The organism is Pseudidiomarina aestuarii (assembly GCF_048263735.1).
GTDB classification, from domain to species: domain Bacteria; phylum Pseudomonadota; class Gammaproteobacteria; order Enterobacterales; family Alteromonadaceae; genus Pseudidiomarina; species Pseudidiomarina aestuarii_B.
Window position 1 is genome coordinate 48,596 of the sequence record NZ_JBLXDX010000003.1, and the last position, 19,384, is coordinate 67,979.

The 19,384-nt window shown below is 49.3% G+C and carries 20 protein-coding genes; 15 read left to right on the top strand and 5 right to left on the bottom strand.

All coding sequences use genetic code 11. The features are described 5' to 3' along the window. The first annotated feature begins 144 nt into the window (after nucleotides 1-144). From lexA to ACN0S4_RS07370, 6 genes are all read left to right on the top strand, one after another. Nucleotides 145-762: a transcriptional repressor LexA gene (gene lexA, locus ACN0S4_RS07345; RefSeq protein ID WP_417657044.1), complete on the top strand. Its 618-nt coding sequence runs from the start codon at nucleotides 145-147 to the stop codon at nucleotides 760-762. Beyond that, nucleotides 759-1,187 (top strand): hypothetical protein, encoded by a 429-nt coding sequence (locus ACN0S4_RS07350; RefSeq protein WP_417657045.1) that lies wholly within the window; start codon nucleotides 759-761, stop codon nucleotides 1,185-1,187. The genes lexA and ACN0S4_RS07350 overlap by 4 nt, the downstream gene beginning before the upstream one ends. Before the next feature lie 327 nt (nucleotides 1,188-1,514). Beyond that, nucleotides 1,515-2,621 carry a cytochrome c oxidase subunit II gene (coxB, locus tag ACN0S4_RS07355; protein ID WP_417657459.1) on the top strand — a complete coding sequence of 369 codons (1,107 nt, stop codon included), beginning with the start codon at nucleotides 1,515-1,517 and terminating at the stop codon, nucleotides 2,619-2,621. 13 nt (nucleotides 2,622-2,634) lie between these two features. Then, nucleotides 2,635-4,221, top strand: a complete 1,587-nt coding sequence (gene ctaD / locus ACN0S4_RS07360; protein WP_417657046.1) for a cytochrome c oxidase subunit I — start codon at nucleotides 2,635-2,637, stop codon at nucleotides 4,219-4,221. 14 nt (nucleotides 4,222-4,235) lie between these two features. Next, complete coding sequence (locus tag ACN0S4_RS07365) at nucleotides 4,236-4,826, top strand: cytochrome c oxidase assembly protein (protein WP_417657047.1); 591 nt, start codon at nucleotides 4,236-4,238, stop codon at nucleotides 4,824-4,826. Between the two features lie 9 nt (nucleotides 4,827-4,835). After that, nucleotides 4,836-5,714, top strand: coding sequence for a cytochrome c oxidase subunit 3 (locus ACN0S4_RS07370; RefSeq protein ID WP_417657048.1), 879 nt, complete (start codon nucleotides 4,836-4,838; stop codon nucleotides 5,712-5,714). Between the two features lie 16 nt (nucleotides 5,715-5,730). Here ACN0S4_RS07370 and ACN0S4_RS07375 read toward each other — a convergent pair whose 3' ends face one another. Then, nucleotides 5,731-5,946, bottom strand: a complete 216-nt coding sequence (locus ACN0S4_RS07375; RefSeq protein ID WP_169930634.1) for a DUF2909 domain-containing protein — start codon at nucleotides 5,944-5,946, stop codon at nucleotides 5,731-5,733. Between the two features lie 27 nt (nucleotides 5,947-5,973). On the opposite strand from ACN0S4_RS07375, the gene ACN0S4_RS07380 reads away from it, so the two are divergent. The 5 genes from ACN0S4_RS07380 (at nucleotide 5,974) to ACN0S4_RS07400 (ending at nucleotide 9,887) form a co-directional block, all read left to right on the top strand. Then, nucleotides 5,974-6,720 carry an SURF1 family protein gene (locus ACN0S4_RS07380; protein ID WP_417657049.1) on the top strand — a complete coding sequence of 249 codons (747 nt, stop codon included), beginning with the start codon at nucleotides 5,974-5,976 and terminating at the stop codon, nucleotides 6,718-6,720. Then, nucleotides 6,717-7,259, top strand: a complete 543-nt coding sequence (locus ACN0S4_RS07385) for a hypothetical protein (RefSeq protein ID WP_417657050.1) — start codon at nucleotides 6,717-6,719, stop codon at nucleotides 7,257-7,259. The genes ACN0S4_RS07380 and ACN0S4_RS07385 overlap by 4 nt, the downstream gene beginning before the upstream one ends. A gap of 4 nt (nucleotides 7,260-7,263) precedes the next feature. Next, the gene (locus ACN0S4_RS07390; RefSeq protein WP_417657051.1) at nucleotides 7,264-8,247 is read left to right on the top strand and encodes a COX15/CtaA family protein; all 984 of its coding nucleotides are present in this window, start codon (nucleotides 7,264-7,266) and stop codon (nucleotides 8,245-8,247) included. A gap of 74 nt (nucleotides 8,248-8,321) precedes the next feature. Further along, nucleotides 8,322-9,251: a heme o synthase gene (gene cyoE / locus ACN0S4_RS07395; protein WP_417657460.1), complete on the top strand. Its 930-nt coding sequence runs from the start codon at nucleotides 8,322-8,324 to the stop codon at nucleotides 9,249-9,251. 12 nt (nucleotides 9,252-9,263) lie between these two features. Then, complete coding sequence (locus ACN0S4_RS07400; protein ID WP_417657052.1) at nucleotides 9,264-9,887, top strand: SCO family protein; 624 nt, start codon at nucleotides 9,264-9,266, stop codon at nucleotides 9,885-9,887. Nucleotides 9,888-9,893: 6 nt separating this feature from the next. Here the strand turns inward: ACN0S4_RS07400 and ACN0S4_RS07405 are convergent, their stop codons facing one another. Next, nucleotides 9,894-10,973: a polysaccharide deacetylase family protein gene (locus ACN0S4_RS07405; RefSeq protein ID WP_417657053.1), complete on the bottom strand. Its 1,080-nt coding sequence runs from the start codon at nucleotides 10,971-10,973 to the stop codon at nucleotides 9,894-9,896. On the opposite strand from ACN0S4_RS07405, the gene ACN0S4_RS07410 reads away from it, so the two are divergent. Continuing rightward, nucleotides 10,945-12,324 (top strand): MATE family efflux transporter, encoded by a 1,380-nt coding sequence (locus tag ACN0S4_RS07410; RefSeq protein ID WP_417657054.1) that lies wholly within the window; start codon nucleotides 10,945-10,947, stop codon nucleotides 12,322-12,324. The two genes, ACN0S4_RS07405 and ACN0S4_RS07410, sit on opposite strands and share 29 nt — an antisense overlap. A 4-nt stretch (nucleotides 12,325-12,328) precedes the next feature. On the opposite strand, the gene ACN0S4_RS07415 is transcribed toward ACN0S4_RS07410, so the two are convergent. Both ACN0S4_RS07415 and nfuA read right to left on the bottom strand, forming a co-directional pair. Then, nucleotides 12,329-13,720 (bottom strand): DUF4397 domain-containing protein, encoded by a 1,392-nt coding sequence (locus tag ACN0S4_RS07415; RefSeq protein WP_417657055.1) that lies wholly within the window; start codon nucleotides 13,718-13,720, stop codon nucleotides 12,329-12,331. 100 nt (nucleotides 13,721-13,820) lie between these two features. Next, complete coding sequence (nfuA, locus tag ACN0S4_RS07420; RefSeq protein ID WP_169930643.1) at nucleotides 13,821-14,399, bottom strand: Fe-S biogenesis protein NfuA; 579 nt, start codon at nucleotides 14,397-14,399, stop codon at nucleotides 13,821-13,823. Between the two features lie 147 nt (nucleotides 14,400-14,546). Here nfuA and ACN0S4_RS07425 point away from each other — a divergent pair, with 147 nt between their 5' ends. Then, nucleotides 14,547-17,174 carry a M14 family zinc carboxypeptidase gene (locus tag ACN0S4_RS07425; protein WP_417657056.1) on the top strand — a complete coding sequence of 876 codons (2,628 nt, stop codon included), beginning with the start codon at nucleotides 14,547-14,549 and terminating at the stop codon, nucleotides 17,172-17,174. Here ACN0S4_RS07425 and ACN0S4_RS07430 read toward each other — a convergent pair. Then, a complete protein-coding gene (locus ACN0S4_RS07430; protein ID WP_417657057.1) occupies nucleotides 17,171-17,911 on the bottom strand; it encodes a ComF family protein in 741 nt (246 codons plus the stop codon). The two genes, ACN0S4_RS07425 and ACN0S4_RS07430, sit on opposite strands and share 4 nt — an antisense overlap. Nucleotides 17,912-17,943: 32 nt before the next feature. Between ACN0S4_RS07430 and bioH the strand changes: the two genes are divergently transcribed. Continuing rightward, nucleotides 17,944-18,723, top strand: a complete 780-nt coding sequence (bioH, locus tag ACN0S4_RS07435; protein ID WP_417657058.1) for a pimeloyl-ACP methyl ester esterase BioH — start codon at nucleotides 17,944-17,946, stop codon at nucleotides 18,721-18,723. Nucleotides 18,724-18,761: 38 nt separating this feature from the next. Then, nucleotides 18,762-19,382, top strand: coding sequence for a hypothetical protein (locus ACN0S4_RS07440; protein ID WP_417657059.1), 621 nt, complete (start codon nucleotides 18,762-18,764; stop codon nucleotides 19,380-19,382). The last annotated feature ends 2 nt before the right edge of the window (nucleotides 19,383-19,384 follow it).

Here is a 19,384-nt window from a genome sequence, read left to right on the forward strand (position 1 = left end):
GTGATAGCATAGCACCAATAGCCGGCTATTCTGCCAGAAAAACCGCCGCGACTAAATATTTGGCAATTTACTAGAAAAAAAGTTGCGAAATGAAAACACCTGTATATACTCACAGTATCACTGTATAGATAAACAGGTAATCACATGCGTCCTTTAACACCGCGTCAGCAAGAAATCTTGACCCTTATCAAAGATAACCTTGATGCCACTGGTATGCCGCCAACGCGGGCTGAAATAGCAACACGTTTGGGGTTCAAATCAGCAAACTCTGCTGAAGAACACCTGAAAGCGCTCGCTAAGAAAGGTGTGATTGAGATGCTACCCGGTATGTCGCGAGGTATTCGCGTTATTGGCGATGAAGACGAGATGCCAGAAGGTTTGCCATTAATTGGTCAGGTGGCTGCAGGTGAACCTATCTTGGCACAGCAACATATCGAAAGTCATTATCGTGTCGATGAGAATTTATTTAGACCTCATGCTGATTTCCTATTACGAGTACAAGGCATGAGTATGAAAGATATTGGTATTTTGGATGGTGATTTGCTCGCCGTGCATAAGACTCAAGAAGCTCGAAATGGTCAGATCATCGTTGCCCGTGTGGATGATGACGTTACCGTGAAGCGGTTCGAGCGCAAGGGAAATACCATTTTATTACACCCAGAGAACGAAGAGTTTTCGCCAATTCAAGTGGATTTAACCCAGCAATATTTTACGGTCGAAGGGTTAGCGGTTGGCGTGATTCGCAATGGAGCTTGGTTATGAGAAACTTTGATTCAGCTTACACAGCACAACAATTTTTAGAAACCGTTGAAAGTACGCCTTGGAGTGGACAAGAGTCAGCACAGTTAGCTACTCATCAGTTTAATGATGTATTGCCACGCATTCAGGCATTAGCCATGCGCACAAGCGAATGGATTACCGTCATCGGCGGTACCCGCCAAGTCATCGATGCGATGGTACAAAGCGGCATCAGCCGTGCTCGCATTCGCTGGGTAGCAGGTAAAACGCAAGACCAGCGCGAATGGGCGACTGAACAAGCTTTACTGGCAAGCACCAGCAGCGTCGTATTGAGCTGGTTAGAAGAATTATCGCCACGCATGCAGCAACGTTTGAAGATGGCGAGCAAAGTAAGTCATACCCACAGTTTTGTGTTTAACGCGCTTCCTTCACTTACCCCACTCCACTAAGTCTGCGAGTGAAGGTTGTCCTTCGGGCTGCTTCGGCAGCCCTTTTTTATGCATGTTTTTTCTCTTATCCTTAAATTTTCTTAACTTTGGCGGTGGCTTTTTCGTCACGTCATGGTATTTTGTTCCAGCAGCTTACTGCTAACACAAAAACAAATAATAAGACTGATACAAAACAACAAAGGGTTAGTGGGGAAAGCGATTTTTCCTTTACCAGAAATGCTGTTCCTTTTTCTGCTCACCTCTTTGTTCTTCAGGCTCGCACTTCGGTGTTTTCGTGGTAGTCCACGTCGGAAGAATGAGAGGAGATGTCGCGTGAGAACGAGACTCATCACCGCGCTCGTAGCAGGTTTACCCCTGGCTGCTAGTGCACAATCGCAATTTAATTTGACCCAAGGTGTCACAGATATAAGTAATCGTGTGTATGACCTACACATGACCATCTTCTATATTTGTTGCATTATCGGGGTCATCGTTTTTGGGGCCATGTTTTGGTCTATGTTCCGCCATCGCAAGTCGAAAGGCCGTAAACCTGCGACCTTCCACGAGAACGTGAAGGTTGAGATCGCTTGGACCATAGTCCCCTTCCTGATTTTGGTGGGTATGGCTATTCCTGCTACATCCACTTTGATCGCTATGGAAGATGTCAGCGAATCTGATGTCACCGTATTAGTGACCGGCTCACAGTGGAAATGGCACTACCGGTATTTCGACCATGACGTTGAGTATTTTAGTCTACTTGCCACACCTCGAGATCAGATCACCAATCGACTCGATAAAGGCGAGAATTATTTACTTGAGGTCGATCGTCCGCTAGTCATCCCAACGGGCCAAAAGGTTCGTTTCCTAATTACTTCTGACGACGTTATCCATTCATGGTGGGTACCCGCATTTGCTGTGAAGAAAGATGCCAACCCTGGCTTTATTAATGAAGCCTGGACTCGGGTTGATGAGCCCGGCATCTATCGTGGCCAGTGCGCAGAGTTGTGTGGTAAAGACCATGGTTATATGCCAGTAGTGGTTATTGCGAAAGAGCCTGCCGAGTACGAAGCTTGGATTACCGAGCAAGAAACTATTCAGCGCGAAGCCAAAGAAGAAGAACAACGTCTCCTGTCGATGTCAATGAGCATGGACGAGTTGATGGAGCTTGGCGAACGTGTGTACCTGGGTAGTTGTGCTGCATGTCACCAAGCCAACGGACAAGGTATTCCGGGTGTATTCCCAAGCCTAGTCGGCACGGAAATGGTTAAGAACGACATCCCAGGCCACATCGACATTGTCGTGAACGGTAAAAACGGCACCGCAATGCAGGCATTCGCTAACCAGCTTTCGTTGCGTGAAATCGCTGCGGTTGTCACCTACGAGCGAAATGCTTGGGGCAATGACACCGGAGACATGGTGCAAGCCGCCGATGTCAACGAATACGTGAATCAATAAGGGAGACTCGACTATGAGCACAGTAGTTGGCGAGATGGATCATCACGATCATCACCACCATGCGCCGTCGGGCATTACCCGTTGGCTATTTACCACAAACCACAAAGATATCGGTTCACTATATCTGTGGTTTAGTTTCATCATGTTCTTGGTTGGCGGCTCCATGGCGATGGTTATTCGCGCTGAGCTATTCCAACCCGGATTACAATTAGTAGAACCGCACTTCTTTAACCAGATGACGACCGTTCACGGTCTGATCATGGTATTCGGTGCTGTTATGCCTGCCTTTACAGGCCTAGCAAATTGGATGGTGCCGCTGATGATCGGCGCACCTGATATGGCGTTACCACGAATGAACAACTGGTCATTCTGGATTCTGCCGTTCGCATTTGCCATTTTGTTAGCATCACTGTTTATGGAAGGTGGTGGTCCAGCGTTCGGTTGGACGTTCTACGCACCGCTGTCGACCACTTATAGTGGCGATTCAACCGCATTGTTCGTGTTCTCAGTGCATATTATGGGTATCTCATCGATTATGGGGGCGATTAACGTAATCGTGACCATTATGAACATGCGTGCACCCGGTATGACTTACATGAAGATGCCGTTGTTCGTATGGACTTGGTTTATTACCGCTTTCCTCCTCATTGCGGTTATGCCAGTTCTGGCCGGCGCTGTAACTATGGTGTTAACTGATAAGTACTTCGGTACCAGCTTCTTTGATGCAGCTGGCGGCGGCGACCCTGTTATGTTCCAGCATATATTCTGGTTCTTTGGTCACCCCGAAGTTTACATCATGATTCTGCCGTCATTCGGTATCGTCTCAGCTATCATCCCAGCATTCTCGCGCAAACCATTGTTCGGTTATGCGTCGATGGTTTACGCCACCGCCGCTATCGCCGGACTATCGTTCTTGGTTTGGGCGCACCACATGTTCACAACGGGCATGCCGGTGGCCGCTGAGCTATTCTTTATGTACTGTACGATGCTGATATCCGTGCCGACTGGGGTAAAAGTATTTAACTGGGTTGCCACCATGTGGCGTGGTTCGATTTCATTCGAAACACCCATGCTATTTGCACTAGCCTTCGTTATTTTGTTCACCATTGGTGGTTTCTCAGGCCTGATGCTTGCCATCACACCGGTTGACTTCCAGTACCACGACACCTACTTCGTAGTGGCTCACTTCCACTATGTATTAGTCAGTGGCGCGATCTTCTCCATTATGGCAGCAGCGTATTACTGGTTGCCGAAGTGGACTGGACACATGTATGACGAAAACTTAGGTCGTTGGCACTTCTGGTGCTCGCTGATCTCCGTGAACGTGTTGTTCTTCCCAATGCACTTTGTTGGTTTAGCAGGTATGCCGCGCCGGATCCCTGATTACGCCCTGCAGTTTGCAGACATTAACCAAATAGTCAGTATCGGTGGTTTTGCCTTCGGTCTGTCGCAGTTGATCTTCCTGTGGGTTGTGATCAAGTGCGTACGCGGTGGCGAAAAGGCAGCTGCGAAACCGTGGGAAGGTGCAGAAGGTTTGGAATGGACGGTCGATTCTCCAGCTCCATATCACACCTTTGAAACACCACCACAGGTTAAGTAAGAAGGAATTGACGTATGACTGATACCAACTCGAATCCAGCTCCACAGCGGCCAGATAATGGCCGCGTTGTGCGGCGCCTACTGCTCACTGTGGTGTGTATGTTTGCGTTTGGGTACGCGTTGGTACCGCTGTATGAAGTGTTTTGTGATATCACTGGGTTTAATGGCCGCACTAATAATGAGCAAGCTGCGGCCAATACTCGTGCAGTGGATACCTCGCGAACCGTCAACGTTCAATTTATTACGCGTACGAATAGCGGAATGCCTTGGGGTTTTGCACCGGAAGTGAAAAGTGTTCGCGTGCATCCTGGTGAGACAAAAGTCGTGAACTTTCTCGCCAACAACCCCACTGGTGGCAACATGGTGGCGCAAGCTATCCCTTCTGTTGCACCGGGTGAAGCCGCATTGTATCTCAATAAAACGGAGTGCTTTTGCTTTAATCAGCAACCACTCAAAGCAGGTGCAAATACCGCCATGCCGATGCAGTTTTATTTAGATCCGGATATTCCCGACCATATTCATACGCTGACCTTGTCATACACGCTGTACGATATGACAGCCAATGCTACACCGGATGTGCTGGCGCAAATGCAGCCGGCAAACTAAGGAATTGTTATGGCAGAGAAACACGAAAAATATTACGTCCCCGCGTCCAGCCCGTGGCCCATTATTGGTGCTGTTGGTCTCGGTTTAATTGCGTTTGGTGCTGGACACACCGTTATCGAAAATAGTAAAGGCATTGACGGCTGGGGCAGTAATGTCCTCACCGCAGGCTTACTGGTCATTGCATTCATGTTGTTTGGTTGGTTCCGTGACCAAATTAATGAATCAATGTCTGGAATGTACAGCAAACAGCTGAGCGCCTCATATCGGCAGGGAATGAGTTGGTTTATTTTCTCTGAAATCATGTTCTTTGCGGCTTTCTTCGGTGCGTTGTTTTACGCCCGTGTGATTGCAGTTGAATGGCTTGGTGGTGCCGGTAATAATGCGATGACCAATGAAGTGCTGTGGCCAGAATTTAGTGCGCATTGGCCACTCACCGAAACGCCAGGTGGTACCGCCTCTGGTGAAATGGGTTGGTTTGGCTTACCGCTGTATAACACCATTATTTTGATTATCTCTTCCTTTACCTGTCACTTTGCTCATGTAGGTCTTGAGAAAGGTAAGCGAACGCAATTAAAAGTATGGTTGGGTATCACCATTATTCTGGGTTGTATCTTCTTGTATCTGCAGGGCGTTGAATATGTTCATGCCTATCAAGATCTTGGATTGACCTTAGACTCAGGTATTTATGGCAATACCTTCTACATGCTCACTGGCTTCCATGGCATGCACGTTACGTTGGGTACGGTGATGTTAATCATTATGTTCCTGCGCGTCATGAAAGGTCACTTTACCCATGACAATCACTTTGCATTCCAAGCGACCAGCTGGTATTGGCACTTTGTTGATGTAGTTTGGGTATGCTTGTTTATCTTTGTTTATATTCTTTAAACCCAGCGAGCGCCCGTTAATACGGGCGCTCATTCGGTGCAATAACACCGGACAGTAGTAACGCCACAATGATAGCCATGGCAATACCGGACCACATCACCCGTTTGCCCAAGTAGTGTGTCATTGAGGGCTTGGTCGGATCATCGCGTAACATCGCAAATAGTGCGCGAAACAGATTCACGACCATAAAAAGCATGAGTAGTACCAAAATGACTTTAGCAGTAAAAACCATGACATCTTCCTTTCGAGGAGCAGCAGAATGAATCGGGGCAAATTAGTTGCCGTGACGCTCACTGTGCTGGCAATTTTCATTTTGGTCAACCTCGGATTGTGGCAACTCGAACGTGCCGACGAAAAACAAGTTTTGTTCGATGATTTTGCGCAGAATCAATCGGAGGCTGTCGATCTAACGCTGCAACCAAACCCCTTACCTGCCCGCTATCAATCCGTCGAAATTACCGGAACCTTTGCCGATAATCGGTACTTCTTACTGGATAATCAGATATGGCAAGGACGTGTCGGTTATCAAGTCATCGGCTTACTTGAAGTGACAGAGCTACCGTATTTGGTGCCGGTGAATATGGGTTGGGTAACTGCTGGAATCGATCGCAGCTACCTACCGGATTTAGACCTCCCTGAGGGCGAAGTGCAGATTAGTGGGTTGTTCTACACGCCTGCCGATGATGCCTTTATGCTCGGTGACCAGGTCATCGAAGCGGGCAGTTGGCCGCAACGAATTCAGCAGCTCAAACTTGACGCCTTAAGTGAAGCAACACAACTTCCTTTAGCCCCCTATGTGGTGCTACTCTCGGCAGGTTATCAGACCGCAACAGCTGACTCTGCCACTGCTGAATTTGGCTGGCCGCGCCAATGGCAACCGCAGGTCATGACTCCACAAAAACACCGCGCTTATGCGTGGCAGTGGTTCTCATTGGCTATCGCTTGCGGATTAGTCTTTTGGTTTGCTAGTCGCTCCAGAAAAACAAAAACAGAGGATCGGACATGACATCGGTGAAGAAATCACGCGCCACATTTGTTGGCGTTGTCATTGCATTTTTGATTCCAGTACTTGGCGCATACCTAGTACTGCAGGGGAATTGGTATCAAGGCGCAGCGACCAATAAAGGTACGATGCTGGTACCCCCGTTTGAATTAGGTGAATTAAACGCACAACTACCTGAAGGTTGGCGAATAGTGTTGCGTGATAGCGGTCAATGTTCAGCGGCCTGCATTCAGGGACTTTATGCCATTAATCAATTAGACATTGCACTTGGAAAGGAAACCGATCGAGTCACACCGGTATTCATTAGTGCAACAGAAACTACTGTCGACCTTGAACAAATGCCGATAGTTCGTAGCGTTATCAGTGCAGACCTCATTGAAGCTTTGGCCGACCTGCCTGCAGAGCAGCTATTTATTGTCGATCCGATGGGAAATGTAGTGCTGTATTACCCTACTCATGCCGACGAAGAGGCTATGCGGTTAGAGGCAAAGAATTTGTTATCTGATTTACGCACCCTTCTGAAATTGTCAAAGATTGGATAAGCCCATGCGTAACCTTGTCAAATTTAGTCTGGTTTTAGTGGTTATCGTGATTGTATTGGGATCCTACACGCGTCTCACTGATGCCGGTTTAGGCTGTCCCGATTGGCCCGGTTGCTACGGCACCCTAACTGTTCCTAAAAGTGAAGAACAGATATCTCGCGCGGTCGAACTATGGCCCGATGCGCCTATTGAATACAACAAAGCATGGAACGAAATGATCCATCGCTACGCTGCGGGTTTGCTTGGCTTAACCATTCTCGCGATAGCTATTTGGTCGGTGGCGCGAGTTCGTAAGCATCCAGAACAGCCCGTCAAATTACCGTTGCTATTATTAGTAATGGTGACATTCCAAGCCCTGCTGGGTATGTGGACTGTCACTAAAAACTTGCAACCATTGATTGTTATGGGGCATTTGCTCGGTGGTTTCACCACATTTTCATTGTTGGCGTTGCTGCATTTAAGGCTGAAGCGCATTCATTTACCGATGGGCGATCCGCAAGTTCGCAAACTCGCAGGATTAGCATTCATAGCCTTACTTGCAGTAATCGGACAAATAGCACTAGGTGGTTGGGTCGCGGCCAATTACGCAGCAATGGCGTGCACTCAATTACCAATCTGTGAAGTCGACTGGGTGAACAAACTCGATGTAGCCGGCGCGTTTTCAGTTCCAGATGCTGAGACCTACCAGTATGGTGCTCATGATTATGATGAACGGGTAACCATGCATGTTGCTCACCGTATCGGTGCTATAGTGGTTACTGTTATTGTCGGATTGATGCTCTTTTCGGGGTACCGGAAGGCCCGTTCGGCGGTTATTCGAACCAGTCTGCATTGGGTGAGTGTGCTGCTCGTTGTTCAGCTGCTACTCGGTCTTGCCAATGTCTTATTTTTGCTACCTTTAGGGGTAGCTGTCGCGCACAATCTGTTTGGAGCTTTACTCTTAGTGAGTTTGGTTGCACTCAATTATAAAATCGCGCGCAACGCATAGCACCTGCATAAAAACGAGAACAAGGGTGCGCACTTAGTATTAGAAAGGAAGTAAAGATGACAGAACCGACTTCAATGCAAGCCGCCGATGAGGCTCTTGCGGCGACCTATAAACGCAGCGCCAACTGGCGTGACTATTTGGAGCTGACCAAGCCCCGCGTCGTAGCATTATTACTACTGACTGCTGTGGTAGGTATGTGTCTAGCGACCACCTCTTGGGTACCTTGGCAAATTATGGTGCCCGCAATAGTCGGCATCGGTTTGATGTCGGGTTCGGCTGCAGCTGTCAATCATCTAGTTGATCGGCATATCGATGCACGTATGGCGCGCACATTGCGCCGTCCATTGCCAGCGGGTTCTCTCTCGCCGCGCCGCGTATTGGCATTCGCAACCATAGTTGGCGCACTCGGGTTTGTCGTTCTTGCTCTCTTTGTCAACATGCTGACCGCTTGGCTGACCTTCGCCAGCTTGGTCGGCTACGCCATTGTCTACACCATGTATCTAAAACGCGCGACACCACAAAATATTGTGATTGGCGGCCTTGCTGGTGCCGCACCACCTTTACTGGGTTGGACGGCAGTGACGAATGAAATTCATCCGTTTGCTATTTTACTGGTCATGATTGTGTTTACCTGGACGCCACCTCATTTCTGGGCGCTAGCGGTCCATCGCGCGAAAGACTACGCCAAAGCTGATATTCCAATGCTGCCAGTCACGCACGGTATCGAGTTCACCAAGACTTGTATTCTGCTCTATACCATTCTGCTTGGGGTTATCTGTTTGTTACCCTATGTAGTGGGAATGTCAGGCGTGGTCTATCTCATTGGTTCAAGTATTCTGAGTATCTGGTTCCTAGGCTACGCATGGAAGCTGAAGTTTTCGCCGGGGAAACTCACCGCCTATAACATGTTCAAATTCTCGATTTGGCAATTGATGGTGCTGTTTGTGCTGTTCCTGATCGATCATTACGTTGGTCCAGAACCGGTTCTGGCAGCAATGCTGTAAAGGGGCATTTTCATGCAAAAGTTATTACTCTCCATTGTTGCTCTGGTTGCCCTAGTCGCTGGTATAGCCATATATAACTGGCTCCCGCAGGAGCAACCGCAAGCACTGGTCTATGAACCAGCACGCGCCATAGCGCCATTTACACTCGATGGCAGCGATGGCGGATTGGCTGATAACTCCAATTTAGAAGGCCAATGGACACTGTTGTTCACGGGGTATACCTTCTGCCCAGATATCTGCCCAACAACCATGGCAGACTTACGCAAGATCTTACCTGAACTGCAAGAGCACAGCGTTGTTCCGGTAAAAGTGTGGATGATTTCAGTTGACCCGCAACGCGATGATGTCGACAGAATACAAAAATATACGAGCTTTTTCGGTGAGAATTTCTATGGTGTGCGAGCTGAACACCAACGCCTTTACCCATTCGTCAATGGCTTAGGATTGATGTACAGCATCCCCGATGAGGGTGAACAGGACTATCTGGTCAACCACAGTGCCGCAATAATACTGGTTAATCCTGCTGGAAATCTGCAGGCCATTTTCAAAGCTGAGCACGTTATCGGTGAAATTCCGACAGTGAGTATGGAACAGCTCGCGCAAGATTTTGAAATCATCGCGCGACGCTATCACTAATTCATTTTAGTCTGGCCAACGACCATTCTCATCCGGTCGCACGAATGGATGGGAGTACCAATAAAAACGACCGTTCTGTTTAGCGGATGGTACTGTACAGTTCAGTCGTGACCGTCCTATGGTTAAGTCGCTCGGCAATTCGATAGTCGCTCGGCTTAAACCATCCCCAACCTCAGACCATTGCGGTTGAATCACCGCACTGCCATAAAAACAATTCATCTGACTGAGTCGATATTGCTCACTTTCTTGTACGGTAAGCTCGACTGTTGGTCTTACCTCAGACCCAGATTGAATCATCGATTCCGGCTTCGCCTGCACAACGGGTAGTGGCAAACTCAACAGCTTAGTTTTTAGCGTCTCTAAATTGGCATATTGTGCTGATGCCGGAAATCTCGGAATTGCGCCGGCTGGCGAGTACTCACCCCAAGGTCCAGAATGTTGTGCAAACGCCAAAAAACCTTCCTCGACCAGCATTCCTGCAAGCTGTGGATTGTACTCGCCGTAAGGATACGCAAATAGTTTTGGCTGCTCACCGAGCCGTTGTTCAATTTCCTCTTGCGCAGCGAGAATTTCGTTGCGTTGCCGCTTTAACCATTCTGCTTCAGATTCACTCTCAAGACGCCAGGTCATGTGGCTATGAGATTGTGAGTGATTCGCTATGGTCGCACCATACTCTTGAAGTGATTCCAGCTGGTCCCACGTCATATACAGACGCGGAGTCTCTGCCATCAACTTTGGATTCACGAAAATAGTAAAGGGGTAGTTATACTTCTTAAAGAGCTCGAGGCCTTCGCTGTAAACATTGCGCCAGCCATCATCGATGGTTATGGCTGCGGCGCGCTCAGGCAGAGTCCCTGCTTCGATGCGCTCGGCGGCTTCAGTTAGCGATAATACCGTGAAGTTGTTGTCGGCTAGAAACTCAAAATGCGCTTCGAGTTCTTCGACTGTTACCGAAGTAACCCGCGGTGTATCATCGCCAATATGGTGATACTGTAAAATAGCAACGCCCGTGGCAGCGGTCGACTTCGCTAGTACTACAAAAGGAACGCTAACCAGCATGGCTAGCCACAAACCAACAACTCGCATCGACACTCACTCCTCTTCTCAGCAATGGCTCGGCTGGGGCTCACGTGGCGATCATCGACGAATTTTTGCCATTGCGTTACCGATGATCATCTCCAACATCGCCGCACCTTTATTAGGTCTCGTTGACACTGCCATCATAGGGCATCTGCCCGAGTCGATCTACCTAAGCGCAGTGGCATTAGGCGCTATGGTTGTTAGCTTTGTATTCCTCCTCGCCATTTTCTTGCGGATGACGACGACAGCTGAAGCCGCACAAGCATTCGGCGCTGACGACCAACCCGCAACGGAACGCACTTTAGTGCACGCCTTATGGCTGGCGTGGGGTCTTGGTGTATTGTTGATTGTCGGAGGTCCCGGGATTATTGCCGGAGCTTGGTGGATTATTCAGCCCTCGGAAGAACTCCGTCTATTGGCATCAGAATACATCTCTATTCGCCTCTGGGCGGCACCCGCGGCTCTAACGAATTTAGTAGTGTTAGGCGTTCTCCTCGGGCGCCAACAAAGCAAACGCGCCATGGTTCTTGTCATTTTTACCAACGCTGTGAATGTTGTCGGTGATGTCATTTTGATCATCGGCCTCGGTATGACAGTGGCCGGCGCCGCTTGGGCGTCAGTGATTGCGGAAGTTGCCACAGCATTGCTTGGAGTAGCCATGCTAAAACCTCTGCTACCTACCATTGGACCACTTTGGCGAGTACAACGCGATCATCTACGTCGCTTCGCTAGTATGAATCGAGACGTGTTCATTCGTTCCTTACTGCTACAGCTGTGTATGGCAGTCATGACTGGCTATGCCGCACGTTTCGGTGCAGTTGTGGTTGCTGCTAACGCGGTTTTGATGCAGTTTCTACTGCTGATTTCGCTGGGTTTAGATGGCATTGCCTATGCTGTTGAAGCACTCGTTGGAGCCGCTCGAGGACGCAAGAACAGCGGCGAAATTCGCTTTTGGATGCGGCTAACGCTGGTTTGGTCGTGTATTTTTGCATGCCTGTATAGCCTGACATTCTGGTTGGCAGGGAACTGGATTATTCAAACCCTGACGGATTTGCCAGATGTCATTGCCGTGGCGAATCGTTATCTGATCTGGCTCTGGATTCTCCCGCTGCTGGGACACTGGAGCTATTATTTCGACGGTGTTTATATTGGCCTAGGCCTAACCCAAGCGATGCGTGACACGATGGCTATTAGCGCATTGCTGGTATTCGTTCCAGTGTGGCTCGGTGGCCAAGCGCTTCTCGAAAACAATAACGCCAACCATGGTTTGTGGTTGGCGTTATCGTTATTTCTACTTGCCCGCGGCGTCAGTCAATATTGGATGTTGACGCGACGCTACGCGGTTTTGCTCAAATAATGAATTACTGAGCAAGGTCATCCAACAAGATCAGACCTGGAGGTAAACCGCCACCTGCAGAATCAACCGCTACTGCAGTGTAGATACCGCCACCTTCAAGAGTTAACGGAATCGGACCAATGGCTGCAGTTTGCGTACCTGCTGCGGTTACCGTGACGACATAGTCACCTGGCAGCAACGATACATAACCGGTAGACACTAAGGCAGCTGAATCAAATGGCACGTCCGCAAATGCTGGGGCTGCACCACTAATGTCGTCAGTTGCAGTAACATAGATATCAACGTTACCAGCACTTGGTGAAGCGTGTACGAGTTGTACTTGTGCTTCAGTCGCTACGCGACGTTGTGCGTCACCCACAACTGCTAAGGTCAATGAACCGTCGCCCAATGCACCTACTGCGTACACTGATAACGCGTCACCTGTGGCTAGGCTTAAAGGTGCGTCATCAATCACTACAGGTGTACCGCCCGCGGCAGCTACATCAATAAGGTAATCGGCTGCTGGCAAGTTGATAAAGTCAGTGCCTGAACCGAACGCTAGACCGGCAATGGCTGGGCTCGCAGCGTTATTTACGGTTACGTCAACTGGTGGAGCATCCGCGCTTGCGTGTACCACACGAATATCAGCACCTGCATTTACGTCAGGTAACAACATTGAACCTTCACCATCAGCAATCTGCAGCATCACTGGCGATGCGCCCGTTGCTGTATTGTTGACTGCTGCTACTACAAGGTCAGCGCCATCTGGCAATTCAATCGCGCCACTGTCATACGCAACGGCAGCTGGGTCACCGGCTACGGTAATGCGTACTTGGTATTCACCGGCTGGCACATCGAGCTGGCCAGTAAAATCACCAAACTGCAACGTTGCAGCTGGGGCTTCAGCAGCTAAATCAGCATCTGGAGCTGTTAGGAAGATATCGACGGTTGGTGCAGCTGGCGATGCATGAACAACCTGCAAGCGCGCATTACCCGCGTCGATGTCGCTATCCATGTTAGCGAAGATCAAAGGCTCAATAGTGCCGTCAGCTGCGCTACCGATTGCGAAGATTTCATAACGCGTATTTTGTGAGAAAGTTGCATCAGCTGGCCCAATGACCGTCGCGACAGAACCATCTGGTAAAATACCGTCAACTTGCAAGCTGTAATCACCAGCATCGACAGAAAGAACACCTGAAGACGCACCAAAAGGCACAGCTTCAAGCACAGCATTACCGTTCGCTAAGACATTAACATCTGGCGCATCAGCAACGCTGTGGTGTACTCTTAATGAGGTCGTTGGTGTTGGTTGCGGCGGGACGGCGACATCTTCGTCATCGTTGGTGCTACTGCTCCCACACGCGGCTAAGACAAAAGCTGCTGTTGCAGCAAGACTCAGTTTTGTGATCCCATTCATGATTTATTCCTCGTTTGTTATTGGCAAATAACGTTACGAAAGGATTATCTGAATGGGATCACTCTCTTTACATTAGCTTAATATTTAGACAGGTTGAGCGTTAGTAGTATGAGTGCTCGCCACGTTCGTGTTCAGTGACATCACGGACGCCGTTGAGTTCATTGGGGAAGCGCTGCAAAAGCTCTTTCTCAATGCCTTCTTTCAAAGTCACATCAACCATTGAACAACCATTACAACCTCCACCAAATTGCAATACTGCAATGCCGTCTGGCGTGATCTGTTGTACTGATACTTTGCCGCCATGGTTGGCGAGTTGTGGATTGATCTCTGCTTGAATCATGTATTCAACACGTTCAATCAATGGTGCATCGTCTGACACTTTCCGTGCTTTCGCATTAGGTGCTTTTAAGGTCAGTTGTGAACCTAAGTCTTGCACCTCAAAATCAATCACCGCGTCGGCCAAAAATGGCGCGCTGGTTGAATCGACAACGGCATCGAAACCGCTGAATGGTAATACTTCGTCATCCGCTTCAACAGAATCTGGCGGACAATAAGATACCCCACACTCAGCAGATGCTGTGCCAGGGTTCACGACAAACACACGAATATTGGTGTTATCCGGCTGCTCGGCTAGAAGCTTGCGGAAATGCTCTTGTGCGCTCTCGGTTATCCGAATCATATACTCACCACCTAACTGCTATACTTGAGTAATTTAGTAGGGTATATCTTATCGCAAATTTCCTACATTGCATAGTAACGCTAGTGTCGCAGCCCGCATTTATTTGCTAGGGTGAGCCTTAATTTTGGGCTCAATGTAGGATCTGCTATGCATAAGTTATTGTCCTCGCTTGCAACTCTCGCTGCCATCATACTGATGACAACAAGTGCACACGCCAAAACTTTGGCTGACTATTTACCTGATGATGTCACCTATGACCCATCAGTCCCGAAGCCAGCTGATGTACTGGGCTATGAAGTGGGTGAATGGCATGTTCGCCATGATCAACTGGTACGGTATATGGAAGTGTTGGCTGAACACTCCGACCGTTTCCAGATTGAATATACCGGACGTACCCATGAGCAACGTCCGTTATTGTTGCTGACGGTTACTGCACCCGAAAATTTTGCGAATCTAGATGAGTTGCGCGAGCAGCACACCGCACTAGCCGACCCACAGCGTAAGGGCGATCCTGAAACCGCTCCACTCGTGCTTTATATGGGGTACAGCATTCATGGTGACGAGCCTAGCGGCAGTAATTCTTCGCTGTTATATGCATACTACTTAGCGGCTGCTCAAGGCGAGAAAATTGAACAGCTTCTCAAAGACACCATCATTCTGTTAGACCCGAGCTTGAATCCGGATGGCCTTGCACGCTTTGCACAATGGGCTAACCAACATAAGAGCCAAAACTTGGTCGCGGATCCGCAGCATCGTGAACATGTGCAAGGTACACCGCGTGGTCGTGTAAACCATTACTGGTTTGACTTGAACCGTGACTGGTTGTTACTGCAACATCCAGAATCACGTGCGCGCATTGCCAACTTCCAAAAGTGGCGGCCAAATGTGTTAACTGATTTTCATGAGATGGGCACCAACAGCACTTTCTTCTTCCAGCCAGGCATTCCGACACGCCGGAACCCGAACACGCCAGAAGAGAACGTCGAGTTAACTGCTAAGCTCGCTGAATACCACGCAGCCAAACTCGATGAAGATGGTCGCTTGTACTTTACTGAAGAAGCTTTCGATGACTTTTATGTCGGCAAAGGCTCAACTTATCCTGACGTACAAGGCGCTATCGGTATCTTATTTGAGCAGGCTTCGAGCCGCGGTCATGCGCAAGACTCGATCAATGGTTTAGTCGAATTCCCATTCACGATTCAAAACCAATTTGATACGTCGTTGACTACGATGTTCGGTGCACATGAGAACAAACAACTGTTCTTAGATTATCAGCAACGCTTCTTTGATGCGGCATACTCAGCTGCTAAAAAGGCTGATTTTAGCGGTTACGTGGTGGGTGATAACTCAGACCCAGCGCGCCTCCATGAGATGCTGAATATCTTGCATCAACACGGTATTCGAGCTTACGCACTCGAGCGTGACATCGAAGTTGGTGGCACCAACTATGCAGCTGGAAGCAGCTACTACGTGCCACTGGAGCAGGAGCAATACACGCTGATCCGTGCCATTTTCACTACGGATAAGTCGTTCCGAGACAACACCTTTTATGATGTGTCGGGATGGACTTTGCCGATGGCGTTCAACGTTCCGTTCAATACTTTCAAAGGACGTCGCATCAATACATCGGACACAGCCTGGACTCCAGCTACGGAGTCGACCTCTCCCGAACTGCCAGCGGACGCCTATGCCTATGCGTTTGAGTGGCATAACTACTTCAGCCCACGCGCATTGCAAAACTTGCTGGAAGCAGACATCCATGTACGCCAAGCAGACAAGAGCTTCAGTGCACTGACTACCACTGGCGAAGTAGCATTTGACCCAGGTACAGTGGTCGTAACTCGCGCCTACCAATCGAAACCTTGGGCGGAAGTTCAAGCACAATTGGGAACCATTGCTGCTGCCAATAACCTCGAAGTCAGTGCTATTACCTCTGGGTTAACACCTAAAGGTATTGATATCGGTAGTGGTAACATGCGCCCAGTTGAGAAAGTCAGCGTCATGATGTTGGTCGGCAACGGCGCCAACATGTATGAGGGTGGTGAAGCTTGGTACTACTTAGATCGCCATGTGGATGTGCCGGTCTCGATGATTGATACCGATCGTTTTGGTCGTATCGACTTATCTCGCTACACCCATATTGTGATGGTCGATGGCAGCTACTACAACCTCGATAAAGGTGATGCTGACCGGTTACGTCGCTGGGTGCGTAACGGTGGTGTCGTGATTGGCCAACAAGGTGGTTCACGTTGGTTAGCTGAGAACGATGTTCTAGCTGCCAAGTTCATTGAGGATGAAGTCTTCGAAGAGAAATTTGATACCACCAATCTCCGCTACGATGACATGGATAGCTTCTATGGTAAGCGGCGCGTGGCTGGTGCGATATTTGGTGTCGAGTTGGATACATCGCATCCACTTAGCTTCGGTTTCCCGCGTACACAACTGCCCGTCTTCAAGGACAGTTTGAATGCTATGGAAACACCCGAGCAGCCATTCTTAAGCGTAGCGAAGTACTTAGCAGAGCCACTGTTAAGTGGTTATGCCGCAAAAGAAAATCGCGAAGTGCTAGCCGGTAAAACGGCAGTATTAGCGCACCGCTTAGGCCGAGGCCGGGTGGTTGCCTTCAGTGATGACGTCAACTTCCGTGCCTTCTTCTACGGTTCAGCAAAACTGTTGAGTAACGCTATTTACTTAGCGCCAGCCATTCGCCCTTCAGCGAATCCTAGTGAAGATGCTGCGGCAGCTGCTGAGGCTGCAGCAGAGGCGGCTCACTAGTCGGTTTTGATAAGCGGGGGTGCATGGGGTTCGGTGTAAGCCAATGTCCATGCATCTACCGCTACCGCACCGCGTCGTTGCAGCGCCAAAGCAGCAGCTGATACCGAAGCCCCCGTTGTTAATACATCATCTACCACCGCGACCGTCAGTCCTTTGACTGATCGCGTGCAATGCATACTATGACTCATATTTTGCCAACGCTCTGCCGCATTCGAGCGATGCTGCGGTGATTCCTGCTGTAGTCGTCGTAACGTTCCGTATCCCACTGGAATAGACAAGAGTTCCCCTAACTGCCCTGCCAACAATCCCGCTTGGTTGTACCCGCGTTCGCACCAGCGTCGTTTGCTCATCGGCATTGGCACAATCAAGTCAGGCCAACGCACCGGTTGACTGGTTTCACGCAGAACAAAACGTTGGTAGCAGGTATGGAGCTGCGCCCCTAGCAGCGGCGCTAAAACTCGCGCCAAGTCAGGCATTTGCTTGAACTTGAAATATTGAATGAGCTTTTGCACCTCCGGTTGCCATCTTAGTGCCGCAAACCAAAATCTTCCGGCGGCTAGATCTTGCCGTTGACAGCGCCAGCGTTGGCAACGCGGCGGTAACCGCGGCAGATCGGCAAAACACACCGAGCAAAAGCTCTTTTCACCGACTTCTAGCGGCTCTTCACACAGCCAACAACACGCCAAACCGGGCGTTAAATCAATCCACTTGGCAAGCTGCCGAGCTATCGCTACCATAACCACTTCCTTGTCTGTATAGAGGTGTATTCATGGTAGCTGCGGTGTGGTCAAAGGTCAGTGGGCAAGGGTCGGATATTGTCGTACTCCATGGTTGGGGTTTGAACGCGAATATCTGGACGCCTGTTGCCAAGCCCTTGTCTGAGCTGGGGCGTCTCCATCAAATCGATCTACCTGGCTACGGCGAATCGGCATGGCCTGAAGCACTCCCCATTACATTCAGTAACCTCGTTGAACTGACCTTGGCGGCACTCCCGGAACGCTGTCACTTAGTTGGCTGGTCACTGGGTGGGTTAGTTGCCACCCAAATTGCGCTTCAAGCACCCGAGCGTGTGCAAAGTTTAACGACTGTCGCCAGCTCACCTTATTTCCCAGCAGCAGATAGCTGGCCTGGCATTGAGCCTCATATCTTGAATAATTTTGCACGCCTGTTGAGTAAAGACTTCCGGAAAACTGTGGAGCGCTTTCTGGCACTGCAATCGATGGGTAGTCCACATGCGAAAGCGGATGTGCGGCAAGTGAAAGCTTGGCTCTTTGAAAAACCTATGGCATCGGTAGAAGTGCTCGATGCGGGGCTGGATATGTTGGCATCCGTTGATCTTCGTGACCAATTAAAGCACATCGACTTACCGTTCTTCCGCCTCTACGGTCGTCTCGATGCGCTAGTGCCTGCAAGTGTCGCAGATCAGGTTCAAGCTCTGGCGCCCGCGAGCTCGCAGTTTGTCTCGCCGCGCTGCAGTCATGCGCCGTTTATTAGCGACCCAACCACATTTGTTCAACAATTAAGTGCATTCATTTCCAACAACTCGTAGACTGAAGCTAGGTTTCACTGAACTGGATGCGAACGGACATGCACAAGTTATTTCACGTTTTTTATATCGTCATCATTCTTGCCTTACTTTGGTTTGGTAACTTTTCATCAAATGAGCCTTCAGCCATTGAGCAAGCGGCACAATCGTTTGAGCAAGGTTTTGCCGAAGGCTTTGCGTCTGCTAAAAATGCAGCAATTGCAGACAGCGAAGATGAAGTAGTTCAAATGACTGAAGACCTCACGCGTGCCAATTCGGATGCAAGCGCTGTGAGCGAAGAGGAAGTGGCTGTGCCGGCAATTCAAGAAGAACCTGACCTAGACAGTATCGCGGCGCAATTACAGGAATTTACCACCTACCCTGATCGCATGCTGCAAGAGTCGGTGGACCCAGACTGGGCTTATTTAGTGGAGTCTGATGTGGAGCGACTGTTTGAGATCAAAGACGAACTCGGCGACTTACTGCTGCAGTCAGTAACCTGTCGCACATCCATTTGCGAACTCAAAGTGAGTAATCAATCCGGAATGAGGATTGAAGATTTGATCCGCGTGCAACAAACCCTATCCAAGCAGCCTTGGTACGATGAGAACTACACCTCACAATTCAATATCAAAAATGAGGATGACCACCACAGTGTATTTATCGTAAGACCCACACCTTAACG